The organism is Paenibacillus motobuensis (assembly GCF_039521865.1).
In the GTDB taxonomy this organism is placed as follows: Bacteria; Bacillota; Bacilli; order Paenibacillales; family Paenibacillaceae; genus Fontibacillus; species Fontibacillus motobuensis.
Map to the genome: position 1 here is coordinate 1 of NZ_BAAACX010000020.1, position 13,278 is coordinate 13,278.

12 protein-coding genes and 1 other RNA gene are annotated in these 13,278 nt (G+C 46.5%); all 13 read right to left on the minus strand.

The window, feature by feature from the left end:
* Window positions 1-219: 219 nt before the first annotated feature.
* Complete coding sequence (locus tag ABD014_RS21055; protein ID WP_343864564.1) at window positions 220-483, minus strand: pro-sigmaK processing inhibitor BofA family protein; 264 nt, start codon at window positions 481-483, stop codon at window positions 220-222.
* A 388-nt stretch (window positions 484-871) separates the two neighbouring features.
* A complete protein-coding gene (locus tag ABD014_RS21060; RefSeq protein ID WP_343864566.1) occupies window positions 872-1,153 on the minus strand; it encodes a DUF2508 family protein in 282 nt (93 codons plus the stop codon).
* Between the two features lie 135 nt (window positions 1,154-1,288).
* Window positions 1,289-1,888 carry a recombination mediator RecR gene (recR, locus tag ABD014_RS21065; protein WP_068778097.1) on the minus strand — a complete coding sequence of 200 codons (600 nt, stop codon included), beginning with the start codon at window positions 1,886-1,888 and terminating at the stop codon, window positions 1,289-1,291.
* A 25-nt stretch (window positions 1,889-1,913) separates the two neighbouring features.
* A complete protein-coding gene (locus tag ABD014_RS21070; RefSeq protein ID WP_251418183.1) occupies window positions 1,914-2,225 on the minus strand; it encodes a YbaB/EbfC family nucleoid-associated protein in 312 nt (103 codons plus the stop codon).
* A 64-nt stretch (window positions 2,226-2,289) separates the two neighbouring features.
* Window positions 2,290-4,041 carry a DNA polymerase III subunit gamma/tau gene (gene dnaX / locus ABD014_RS21075; RefSeq protein WP_343864571.1) on the minus strand — a complete coding sequence of 584 codons (1,752 nt, stop codon included), beginning with the start codon at window positions 4,039-4,041 and terminating at the stop codon, window positions 2,290-2,292.
* A 314-nt stretch (window positions 4,042-4,355) separates the two neighbouring features.
* An RNA gene (gene ffs, locus ABD014_RS21080) (signal recognition particle sRNA large type) lies at window positions 4,356-4,623 on the minus strand.
* Window positions 4,624-4,704: 81 nt separating this feature from the next.
* Window positions 4,705-5,469, minus strand: a complete 765-nt coding sequence (locus ABD014_RS21085; protein WP_343864574.1) for a response regulator transcription factor — start codon at window positions 5,467-5,469, stop codon at window positions 4,705-4,707.
* Between the two features lie 9 nt (window positions 5,470-5,478).
* Complete coding sequence (locus ABD014_RS21090; protein ID WP_343864576.1) at window positions 5,479-6,942, minus strand: sensor histidine kinase; 1,464 nt, start codon at window positions 6,940-6,942, stop codon at window positions 5,479-5,481.
* Between the two features lie 149 nt (window positions 6,943-7,091).
* Window positions 7,092-8,315, minus strand: a complete 1,224-nt coding sequence (locus ABD014_RS21095; RefSeq protein ID WP_343864578.1) for an amidohydrolase family protein — start codon at window positions 8,313-8,315, stop codon at window positions 7,092-7,094.
* A gap of 53 nt (window positions 8,316-8,368) precedes the next feature.
* Complete coding sequence (locus ABD014_RS21100; RefSeq protein ID WP_343864581.1) at window positions 8,369-9,736, minus strand: citrate transporter; 1,368 nt, start codon at window positions 9,734-9,736, stop codon at window positions 8,369-8,371.
* 13 nt (window positions 9,737-9,749) lie between these two features.
* Window positions 9,750-10,718, minus strand: a complete 969-nt coding sequence (gene arcC, locus ABD014_RS21105; protein ID WP_343864583.1) for a carbamate kinase — start codon at window positions 10,716-10,718, stop codon at window positions 9,750-9,752.
* Window positions 10,719-10,995: 277 nt separating this feature from the next.
* Complete coding sequence (locus ABD014_RS21110) at window positions 10,996-11,898, minus strand: oxamate carbamoyltransferase subunit AllH family protein (RefSeq protein ID WP_343864585.1); 903 nt, start codon at window positions 11,896-11,898, stop codon at window positions 10,996-10,998.
* Complete coding sequence (locus ABD014_RS21115; protein ID WP_343864587.1) at window positions 11,898-13,157, minus strand: YlbE family protein; 1,260 nt, start codon at window positions 13,155-13,157, stop codon at window positions 11,898-11,900. Before ABD014_RS21115 ends, ABD014_RS21110 begins: the two co-directional genes overlap by 1 nt.
* Window positions 13,158-13,278: the final 121 nt, after the last annotated feature.

Genomic DNA, 13,278 nt, shown 5'->3' on the forward strand with positions numbered 1-13,278 from the left:
ACTTGATGTGAAACCCGCTCACTCGTTGTTCAGTTTTCAAAGATCAACTTCGTTTTCAGCGTCGCTTTCGTTCTCAGCAGCGACCTTTATAATATATCATGTTCGCCTCGTTTATGTCAAGAAGTTTTTTTAACTTTATGTTTTTGAAGTTATCAGAACAGCTTGACCTCTTAGAGAAGCGATTAATAATGTACCACAGAACGGATTGCTCGTCAACAGTCAAATCATAGTTAATTTTAACCCTAATAGAAGAGCCACCCCTGGCAATCCGAGCACAAACGCCGTACTAATTGTAATCGGGTTCAGAGGGATGTATGCCTCGGTCAACAATCCGGAGAAATTCACGATATAGATCCCTAGCGCAGCCAGGACAATATGTAGCCCCACCCGGGTTAACCATGCTAGGCCTAGCTTACGTGAAAAGACGACATACAGCAGCAAGAGCAAAGAAACAGCTAAAACACCTATTAAAATAATTCTCACCGTCTCGTCCCATCCTTTCCTTAAAAGGTTGTTCAACAAACCCACTTTTGATAAGAAAACCGATCGAAGTCATTCAAGGAGGAGCGACCGCGATTCAAAGGTAGGTTTTCTTGCGATATAGAATTTCATCAGCACGCTGATAACGAATAAATTCTATATAACACGAAGTAACACTGAGAGCTTATTCGCCATCGAATCTTGAATTCACCCGGGCCTAAGCGGATGCTTACGAAGTCATGTTTCCTCCGGAAACTTCTCAGGTGCTCACGTACCAACTACGTACGCTCCGCTCCTCATGCCCTAGCTTCATTCAACTGAAGCGTTTTAAAAAACTCACATCGGAAGCATAAGCTTCTGTGCTGAAAACCGATCTTTTTGAACACTCACTTTACTCAAAATAGGAACCATATTGGAAGGCATCCCATCTAACATTAGCATGCTTAGCCCGTTTAAGCTCAATTTGATACCTTCTCTCTGCGGCCTCCAGCGTATAGATGGCCACATCAATATTATCCTGACCCACCGCCTCCTGGAATGCCATATAGGCCCACTCCCACTCCTTACGAGCCTTATTGACCTCATGGTAGAGCATCCTCTTATACTCTTCCTCCTGACCCGGCTCCAACGTTACGGACAGTAGCTCCTTGCTCTCAGCATTCTTCTGTCTCATGGCCGTTCACCCCTTCATTCCGGTTTATTCCATATGTATCGGGCGAGGGACAAACTTAGAACCAAAAACAAAAGAACCTTAATCCAAAAGAAGAGGTTATACTTCTGGATTAAGGTTCTCCATAAACGGTATAAATCAACTGAGTTCTCTTCGGCCCTCAAGCGCCTTGGACAAAGTTACCTCATCCGCGTACTCAAGGTCACCGCCAACCGGCAGTCCATGGGCAATCCGTGTAACCCGAATATCAAAAGGCTTCACCAGCCGCGAAATATACATAGCAGTGGCCTCGCCTTCAATATTTGGATTAGTAGCAAGGATCAGTTCCTTGACCCGTTCATCACTTAGACGAGTTAGCAGTTCCTTCAGACGGATATCATCCGGGCCAAGACCTTCCATTGGGGATATCGCCCCTTGAAGCACGTGATAGTAGCCGTCAAATTCCTTCGTTCTCTCCATCGCTACCAGATCCTTCGATTCCTGAACAACGCAGATCACAGAAGGATCACGAGTCTTATCCTGACAGATCCGACACGGATCCGTATCCGTAATATTGCAGCAGACGGAACAGTAATGAAGATTTCTCTTCACGCTGACGAGGGCTTTGGCGAAATCTATGACGTCATCTTCTTCCATACGCAGCACATGAAAAGCCAGCCTAGCCGCGGTCTTCGGACCGATACCTGGCAAATGTGTAAAAGCATCGATCAGCTTCGCGATCGGTTCGGGATAATACAATGGGAGTGTTCTCCTTCAATCTGGATTAAAATAGACCTGGAATTTTCATTCCGCCTGTAAATTTGCCCATATCCTGGTTAGCGAGTTCTTCGGCTTTGCCAAGAGCATCATTTACCGCGGCAAGGATAAGATCCTGTAGCATTTCCACATCATCCGGATCGACCGCTTCTGGCTTGATGTTAACGGACAACACCTTCTTATGTCCGTTCACTTGTACAGTTACAACGCCGCCACCTGCACTACCATCCACTGTCTTAGTGGCAAGTTCCTCTTGCGCCTTCAGCATTTGCTCTTGCATTTTCTTCACTTGCTTCATCATTTGGTTCATATTGTTCACGTAAGCCACATCTCCTTCAATTCAATAAGTGATTTAATTATGTGTTGTTAATCATACCAAAAAGTTACTCTTTAATCACGACGAGATCTTCGCCGAACATCTCTAGAGCCTCATCGACCCAAGGTTCCTTGCTCCCGCCCTGCTCTTCCTCATGCTCAAGCTCCAGAGGCTGCGCCGGAGCAGCCGCTCCACTCTGAATCGCTTCACTCCAGTCCTTAAGCATCATCGTCACTAGACGGTACGGCTTACCGAATTGGCGTTCCAGTACCTGCTCGATAACTCCTTTATGGGCTGGCTTCTCTGTTGTCTCCCGGTGAATCTCATTCTTAAATGCAACCAGAATAGAATCCTCCAGTACAGAGACAGGCTCTCCATTCATGAACCAGGCGTGTATCGTCACCTTCTCATCCTTAACGGCCTGCAGCACCTGGTGCCATTTGCTCTGAACCATTGAGGTATCCGAACCATCTTTCTGAGCGACGTACCGATCCATGCCGGACGGTATTTTGGCTGCTGAGGAGACACGTGGCGATACACTTCTGGACGATCGGGCTGAGCTTGCTTGGCTAGAAGCCTGTGCTCCACCTCCACCAGCCGCAGCCAGACCTCCCTGCAGCGCCTTCTCGAGCTTCTTCTCCAGCTCGACCATCTGCTGCTTGAGTTGCTTAATCTCCGAGGCTTCGACTACGTGAGCAGTGCTTCCCGCCCCATCTCCCGACACGGATTCCTGCTGTGGAATACTACAGAGCTTCAATAAAGCGACTTCGAACAGCATCTGCGGCTGCTGAGAATACTTCATCTCCGTCTGATAGTGATTCAATGTCTCAATAATCCGGAACAACTGTGGCCGTGAGAAAGCATGCGCCATCTCCCTGTAATCCTCTGGATCAAGCACACGCTCGGTCAGCTTGTCCGCCTGAGGAACTGTCTTGATCATCAGCAGATCGCGGAAATAATACATCAAGTTCTCCATGCACTTATCGGCGCTCTTACCTTCCTGCATGAGCTGTTCAATGATCTGCATCATGCCGCCGACATCACCTTCAATTAGGGTCTGAGCGAGCTGAGCGAACTGCTTAGACGGAATCCCACCAGTCAAGCTCATCACTTGCTCGTAAGAGACATGTCCATCCGTAAATGAAGCGATCTGATCCAAAATGCTAAGGGCATCCCGCATTCCCCCATCAGACAACCTGCAAATATACTGAATAGCATCTTCTTCGGCGGTGATCCCTTCTTGCTCGCATATCATCTTCAGACGACCAGCCTGCTCTTCCAATGAGACACGACGGAAGTCAAAGCGCTGACAGCGCGAGATTACCGTCGCCGGAAGCCGATGCGGCTCAGTTGTAGCCAGAATGAACATCACGTGTGGAGGCGGCTCCTCAAGCGTCTTGAGTAGCGCATTGAAAGCTTCAGTTGTTAACATATGAACTTCATCGATAATATAAACCTTTTGCCGCACTTCTGTAGGGGCGTACTTCACCTTCTCGCGAAGATCGCGGATTTCCTCGACCCCCCGGTTGGAAGCGGCGTCAATTTCAAGCACATCCATCACAGCGCCTGCGGTAATCCTCCGGCATGCTTCGCACTCATTGCAAGGCTCTGCTGCAGGACCCTTCTCACAGTTAACTGCTTTGGCCAGGACCTTGGCAGTTGTCGTCTTCCCCGTCCCGCGCGGTCCGCTAAATAAATAAGCATGCGATAGGCGCTGCTCACGAATCGCATTCTGCAGTGTACGGATAATATGCTGTTGTCCTACCATGTCTTGAAACGACTGCGGCCGCCAAGCACGGTACAACGCAATATGCTCCATTGCGGCACCTTCTTTCTATCCCTAGGGCGGCTCAGTCGCCGCCCTCTTATTATACTATACTCACGTGAACAGAAAAACTTCTATAAGAGGTTGTTCAAAAAGTCCGCTTTTGATAAGAAAACCTGATCGAAGCCATTCAAGGAGGAGCGACACATCGGAAGCATAAGCTTCGGTGCTGAAAACCGGCCTTTTTTGAACACGCACTATATGTTACCCATCAGTTATCTAAGAAGAAGTATCTGCCAGAGTAGCCACATTTCCATAAAAAAACATCTCTGTCCCAAGACAAAGATGTATTCTTATCCAATATGTAGCCGTGCACCTGTTATTGATCATTGCGATCCGAGCGGCACCCTTATGGCTCAACTCGGGACAGGCACTCCTCCGGCACATGAGTGGGACTGCTTATGGCTGCTTCCTTCCGGACCTGACCAGGTTCACAGTTACTCATTGCGGAGGACCCATCCGTCAACGTCTGCCATAAAGACCGGACCTCACATCGACAAGACCTCTAACAGGAATTCAACCTCGCTATAGCGGATTGCGAGTTACAGGGCACCGCTACCTCCCCATCTAGCACGGTGAAATTAAGTATATCTCATGCCTATCCAAATTGCAACCTAGGGGATAAACTTGGCTGCACAACCAATTCTGGCAGTAAATCTATTCTTCTAATGGTTGGTTCTCTTCGCTAGCTGGCTTCTTCTCCGATTCATAATCACCCTTACTGGATATCAGTGAATAACCTATACCCGAGTAGGTCTTAATCACTTCCTGATAGTGGTCACAGCCAGCCTGCTTCAGCTTCTTGCGGATACGAGCCACCGCTACTCTGAGATACTCGATTTCGTTGCTATAGTCCGGTCCCCATACGGTCGTCAATATCTGCTCATGACTAATAATCTTGTCCATATGCATCCCTAGAAGCTCCAGAATCAAATATTCAATATTCGTCAGCTTCACTTCATTCCCTTTGACATAGACACGCTTCTGGGCGATGTTGATCTCGAGATTATACGTCGTAATCCGGCTCTCCTCACGACTGAGTTCGTAATTCACCTTCGTACGGCGCAATACTGCCTTGACCCTGGCGAACAGTTCGTCCAGAGAGAATGGCTTCGTCAAGTAGTCATCAGCCTCCAGGTCGAAGGCTTGAAGCATATCGTCGGATGCGCTGCGCGCCGTCAAGAAGATTACCGGGACCTTGCTGAATTTGCGGAGCTGCTTCAATACCGTAAAGCCATCCATATCGGGCATCATCACATCAAGCAAAACCAGGTCAGGCTCATGCAAGTCGAATTGCTCCAGGAACTGTTCGCCATTGGAGAATGTACAGACTTGATAGTTAAAAGACAGCAAATTCGCTTTAATGAATCGTACGATCTTCGGTTCATCGTCCACGATTGCTATTTTATAGTTATTCTTCATCTTTACCTCCTATGGAACTTGAATAATCGGCAGTTTAACGGTAAAGGTGCTTCCTTCATTTAGTTGGCTCTTCACATAAATTTCGCCGCCATGCTCGCGGATCAATCCCTCACTGATCGACAGACCAAGACCGGATCCCCCGCTCTTTCGTGCCGCTGAAATATCAGCTCTATAGAAACGCTCAAATATTTTCTTCTGATTTTTCTCAGATATGCCGATTCCATTATCTGTTACTTCTATATAAATAAACTGGTCATCATGATAAATATCGACGACAATCTTCTTTTCCTTGGCATCATTATAAGTAAGTCCATTAATAATCAGATTGATCAGAACCTGCCTTACACGAGCTTCATCCCCGTATAATAACGGGAAGTTGGACGTCGTATCATAATTGAACACGATCTCGCCTTGGCTCATTACCTTCTCCGGAAGTTGATTCAACGTTCCCTTGATCAGTTGGAACAGCGGGAAGAAATCCTGATGCAACAGCAAGGTGCCTGTCTCAATCTTCTTCACATCCATCCAGACGTCAATCAGCTCCTGTAAATGAAGCACGTCCTCATGGATTCCTAACAGTAGATCATGAGAGAAGGACTCGTCCCATTTATTGGATGCCCCTCTCAAGAGAGTCTCCACACTTCCCCTGATATTGGTTAGCGGAGTCTTGAATTCATGGCTGGCGATCGAGATCAAGTTGCTCTTGATCTGGTCAACCTCATATTCCTTCGTAATATCCCGAATACTATACACATTACCCAAGGGCTCACTATTCTCATACACTGCAAATTTCTTAATTTCAAAGTAACGAATCTTTCCAGGAAGCTGCGCCTTGATTCGGATCGAAGCTTCATTCTGGGATGCGAACTCCTCAATATCGACCGATTCGAGTTCGTTAATCTGTATGAACATCTTAATGAGCTGGTTCTCATTAATAATCATTTTACCATCATTATATGTCTTAATAAATTGAACGAAAGCATCATTCTGATGAATCACATTCCTCTGCAAATTCAACAGAACAATCCCGTCTGACATACTCTTTAGCAAGTTGTCCAATTTATACAGCCAGTCTCTGTATAGATCCGAATTCAACTTCGCTTGGTATAAGGAACTGAATAGGTTGGAAAGAGTGATTAAGCGCTCCGACGGTTCATTCTTCGCTTCCTCATTACCTCCGTCATCAAATACGATCTTACCGTTCTCAACCTCATGAATTTGAATCGAATGAACAATTGGGTTCGGGTTCGGGATTCGTTCACGAAGGAAATCCTCCCACTCCTCCCCTTGATGGACAGCACCGCTAGCGGTAATCGAATAATTTGGGAACCAGCAGCTTACTTGATAATTTGTTAAGTTCTGAAACTCCTTCAGGCATTCTTTCAAGAAGAACTCCTTCCCAACAATCTGCGCATTTGGATTAAATCGATCATCCGTATCAAATTCTTCGCTCGCCGTCTTCTTCTGAGTCATTCGTCGATCTCCATTCTTTAAGACTGTTGTTGTCATTCTAATTAAATATTATAACTCAGGCGGAATTCTGTGAAGAGCAACAGAAATGGAAAAACTCCATATTCTCGGCGAAGAATATGGAGTAATCCTATTGTATCCGTATCGAAAAACTATGCGTTGACTTTAACTGTGCGTACCGTTTCAACCGTTACTTTACCGCTCTTGATGACGAACAATCTGGTCGGTACATCAATGATAGCATTCGTAATTGATTCAGAGTCGAGCAATACGAGGTCCGCATTATTACCCACAGCAATACCATAGCCCTTCAAGTCGAGAGCCTTAGCTGGATTCGTAGTAATCATCGGCAGAACCGTATGCAAGTCATCTGCACCGCCCAAATGGCCTACAGGGATAGCGATCATAGCCGTCAGCATCAAGTCGCCGTTACCATATGGTGTGAATGCGTTACGAATATTATTCGTCGCAATACACATATTTACACCGCCATCGCGAAGTGCACGGATAGGAGTAACTGTCCGGCGAACGTTATAAGCATCATTACGCGCTCCAAGATGCAGGTCTGTGCATGGAAGGCTCATAACGCTGATTTGCGCTTCATTCATCTTCTCGATGATTGGCAGCAATTGCTCACGAGGCATAGCGGCGATACTAGTCAAGTGACCTACCGATACTCTGCCTACGAAGCCTTCAGCGATAGTCTTCTCAGCAACATAGTCAATCGTAGTACCTTCTGCGTCATCCTTGAAGTCCTGATGAAGGTCGATAGGCTTATTGTATTTCTTAGCAAGCTCGAATACAAAGTCGATATGCTCTTTAGCTGAGATGTCATTGTATGGAACCCCACCAACGATATCGCAGCCCATCTCCATAGCCTCGTACATCATTTTATCTGTACCTGGAGCTTTGAAGATTCCCTCTTGAGGGAAGGCAACAACTTGAATGTCGATCAGGTTCTTATACTCTTCACGGAGCTCAAGAATCACTTCAAGTCCTGTGAAGCCCTGGGATGGATCGAATTCAGAATGAGTCCGCAAATGAGTCGTACCGTTCTTAACCAACATGTCTAAAGTTCTGCTGGCACGATCGCGAATATCCTGCTTCGTAAACGTCGGCTTCAATTGGCCTGTAACACGAATGGCCTCCTGCAATGTACCTGATTTGTTCGGCAGACGGTCTGCGATGAGCGCTTTATCCAAATGAAGATGGCTCTCAACTAGGCCTGGGATTAACACCTTACCGTTCGCTTCGATAACACGTCCTGCTTCTGCCTCGATATTCGCTTCTATTCCAACGATTTTCCCGTTGTCGATCGCAATATCACGGAGCTCCGCGCCCTCAGCAATTCTTGCCTTCTTAATCAAGATATCCATTGTTTGTTCCTCCCGGTTGAATAATTAATTGAGTAAATCCGAACGACTGTGACTTATCCGAAGATTAACGAAAGTACCAACAAGATGGCCATCGAGAGTCCTACCCACTTCGCATTGCCTTTAACGACTTGCAGAATTGGAATCTGGAACCCGGACGAAAGAGCTTGCATGGTAATGTTAACGAAGCTGAGTTGACTTCCAAGACCTACACCCATAGCTACAAAACCAAAGGCAACAGGCGAGAATCCGAGTGTTACAGCAATCGGCAGTACCAAGGTCAGAATGGAACCAACATATGCTCCGGCTGGAATACCAACCAATATACCTGCCAGTACGGCTACAGGAACAACGATAGCTGTAGGAGCCTGACTTGCTACGTTCGAGATCGCTGCAAAAGCACCGGTCTGACCGATCATATTAATGAACGCCAGGAAGATACCTACGCTGAACAGACGTGTCAAAATATAAGTTGAACCATCAACCATCGCCTCAAGCGATTTGTTTAGTGTGAATTTCGTGCAAAGGAAAATCAAGAACACGGTCAACATGGTGTACACGAGCGGTGTAAACAAGCTATAGCTAATTGCTTTATTAATGATTGGTCCGAGAATAACCGATCCGAGCAAGAAGATTGCCGGGATTGTCATTTTGAACAATTGCTTGTTGTTCATTCCGGCAAATTCGCTGCTCTCTTCACCTACGAAGAGTGCCTTTCTTCGCTTAGCCCCCCAGAATGCGATAGCAATACCAAGGATAACGAAGCCCAAAGTGAACAGACGCATTTCAGCTACATAGTCGGCTACTGGAATGCCGGACAACTTCGAGACGATTCCAGACTCCAGCGATGCAGGAGATGTTGTGAAGCTGACTGCAGATACGATAGACATCGCAGCAATAACTTCTGGAATAGCGCCCAATGCCGCCATCGCTAGTGGTGCGATAACCATCGCGCTTCCGCCGCCGATACCTGACATATAAGTTGCTGCAGCTTGCAGCAGAACGATAAATGCAGCGAAGATTTCTACACGTCCCTTAATCCCTCTACGAACCAGGGTCAAGGCCGAGGTATAACCACCTGATTTAAACACAGCCATCGCTACTGCCGAGTTAATGATCGGCACGGTAATCGAGAGCATACCTGGAATCGAATCCAGGAAGGCCTGGTTGGCCTCAGTCAAGGATATGCCGCCGATGATCATCGCCATCACGCCGCCGACCAGACCAGCTGCGATCATATCAACCTTCATGAACAGCAGGACCAGAATGACAATCAGGGGCAGAATCGTTAAAAGCGCGTACCATCCGGTAGGAGTCGGTACATCAGCACCAATAGAATCTGCCGCGAAGGCTTGCATAGGTAGCATGAGCAAGAACATTGCCAAAGTAAATAATGACGTTAAAAAGTATTTTTTCGTCTTCATGGTATGCACCTTTCTATGCGAGTTTGTGATTCATTGAATCTGCATTTGGAACTAACCAAGTACCTGATTTGCCTTCCAGTGCATCTTGCAATTTATCAATTGAAGTAATGATGACATTTTTACCGCCGCTCTTCAAGAATAGAATCGCCGCTTCGATCTTAGGACCCATGCTGCCTTTCGGGAACTGCCCCTCATTCAGGTAGCGGGTAGCCTCATCCAGCGTAATACGATCCAGGTTCTTCTGGTCCGGTTTACCGAAGTTAATTGCAACTTGAGCAACACCAGTCAGAATGAACAAATAATCAGCTCCGATCTCTGCAGCGAGCAAGGCGCTGGCAAAGTCCTTGTCCACGACCGCTTCCACACCTTTAAGCTGTCCGTTCTCCTCTACGACAGGGATTCCTCCCCCGCCCACAGTAATAACCGTCAAGTCCTTGGATAGCAGTGCTTCAACGGCTTCCTTCTCAACAATCTTGGAAGGAATCGGTGATGGAACAACATGTCTGTAACCCCGGCCGCTGTCCTCAACGTAAGGGAAAGCTCCCCCTTCAGCAAAAGCCTGATCCAAACTTTCCTTCGTATAGAAAGGACCGATTGGCTTGGTTGGGTTATGGAATGCTGGATCGTTCGCATCAACTTGCACTTGCGTTACTACCGATACAGCCTTCTTGTCCAATCCGCGGCTAGCCAGCATATTTGTAATCGTTTGCTGAATTAAATAACCTAAATTCCCTTGCGATTCAGCCCCATATACATCGAGAGGAAACATTGGAATAACATCGGCGGACAATTTCGCCTTAACTAATGAATTACCTACCTGCGGTCCATTGCCATGTGTGACAACAACTTGATGTCCTTGTGCGATCATATCAACAATGGGTTCACAACTTGTTAATATATTCACTTTCTGCTCGGCAATCGTACCTTTTTGACCCTCTTGGATGATGGCGTTTCCACCAATTGCAATAAGCATTTTACTCATAATAACCTCTCCATATTGAAACTAAATAAGATAGCTATCTATACCATAATCATACGTACGAAAATTCCTTAAATCTAATCAAAAGTTCATTAAAATAACCGGCTATTCAGCTTCAAAAAAATAAAATAAACATAACAAAAGTTGTTATAAAACGACCACATTACCTTAATGTGAATGAAGGGAGCACAGGAACAATATTTAGGGCGAGTTATGAGAATTCTGAATTCATAGCTGAACGACTCTCTCCCGTAACCCGCCCCTTAGGTACATTACAAATCTATAACAATCCACATGACATGACGGCAAATAAAAGTCCGAAATACGTATCCATCCCAGAACTACTGCCTACATTTAATAAAGCTGTTGCACATTCTTCAAAATCATAATCCGGTTCATTCAGCAGCGCGGCAAGTATATCCAGAATTACTGTGCTGAAATAGCCCTCGCATGCGCTGTAATAATAGTTGGCACTAACCTGTGTCGTTAAGCTGGGTAGCTTCCCGATGATTCTGCTTATCGCCCAGGATACCCCGGAGTCTGCTTTGCCGAGTATTCGCTCGATGGCCATAATACCAACGAGGAAGTCATCGCCGCTTGGTGTCAACCCTTGCCCCCGACCGATAAAATATTTGATCAAGTCGATGTTTATCTCATGACCCGGTTCTTTGATGGCCTGTGATAAAGTTAATAAACGGCGCTCCAACTCCGAATTTGCTTCCCGGGTCTCAAGCAGTGCCAACGCATCATTTAAGGTCAAACCTAGTCCCAGCTCTTTGTTCATGCTTGTGGCTAAATCACGCATCTTCGGAGCCCATTCAGATAACCGAAGGTCCGGCTGTGCCCGCAGCTTCAAAGAACAATCGAAGGAATCCATCAATGAGATGTGAATGTGAACATTGCAGTTCGTAAATGAGAGCTGCTGCTGCTCGCGGTTCCACACAACCTCCTCGCCGATGAATGTCTCAGCAAGCAGACGATCGTATAAATACGACTCGATGTGGATGCCGAATGGTACTCCATTGCCATATTCCGTTCCTACAAAGACAAGATATTTACCGAAGGCTATATTAAGTCCATTGGTAAATATGCTCTGAACAACTCCAAAGCTCCTCGTCTGGCTCAGAAAAAACACCGATGCGCTATACCGCCCTCTAGATATGAACGTAGCTGGATAGAGCATTAAACTTCAATTCCCATTTTCTCCGCATAGGCGATCAACGCCTTCTCGAAACAACCGAATGGAACACGAACCGTACCTGCGCCAACCTGGCCTACGCCTGCTTGTTTATGCGCAATGCCGGTATTAATGATCGGTGTAATTCCTGTCTCTACGACTTTGCGGATGTCGATTCCCAGACAAGTGCCTTGGAAGTTCCATGTAGGAATCGCATAGTTGGAGTTGTAAGCAATACAAATTTCGCTCATCTCATTGCTGATTGCCAGTGCGTCATCAAATCCGCCTGCACCCACAAAACGGGTTACCCCAGGAGCTGCTACCATCGCCATAGCGCCGACACCAAATGTCTCAGTGATTGCGGAGTCACCCATATCCGGGTTCGCGTCATCTTGAGTATAGCCAGTAAAGAACAGACCTTCCGGTGTATTAACAGGCGCTGTGAACCATTGGTCACCAAGCCCCGCCACACGGATTCCGAACTCATGACCATTACGAGTCATCGCGGTCACGATCGTGCCGTATTCAATAGTACGGGAAGCATCCATAGCCGCTTTTGCTGAAGCCATCATAATGTTCAAGAAGAACTGGTCCGTATCAGCAAGGAACTTCATAACATCATGCTTCGTCTTCTCATCCAAATTGGCGATCGTCAGGTAAGGGGCGACCTCTTTAAGGAAGACTAGCGATGCAGCAATATTACGTTGGTGGAATTCGTCACCCATCGTAATTGCCTTACCGATAATAACGTTCACGTTCAATCCGCCATCCATCAATTTCAGAACCTTGGACAACGTTGGAGCGAGTACGTCTCTCATCCAGTTCAAACGGTTGATAACTTCTTCGCTATAAGCGCCGAAACGAAGCACTTTACCAATACCTTCGTTCATCGTACAGTAAGCACGGTTGCCATGCTCTTTGTTCTCAACAACCAATACAGGCATATTGGCAGACGTGATCCCACCCATCGGCCCTACGGCAGATACGTGATGACAAGGAATGAATTGAACTTCTCCGCCCTCCAACATTTTCCGTGCCTCGGTCTCATCAGCAGCCCAGCCTTCAAACAAGACAGCGCCGACACACGATCCTTTCATTGGGTCTGTCATATTCTCCCACTCCATTGGCGGGCCTGCATGAAGCAGGACTTTCCCGTTCAGTTCAGGAATGACCGATTTCGCCGGAACAACGTCCAATAGGAATGGCTGTGAATTTTTAATTTTCTCAATAACCGCTTGATTGGCCTCATCAATGGTTGAATACATTCTTATCACCCCATGTTTTATTTTTCTTACAATGTGTGTTCAAAAAGTCCAGTTTTCAGCACCGAAGCTTATGCTTCCGATGTGCGTTTTTTCAAAACGCTTCAGTTGGATGAAGCTAGGG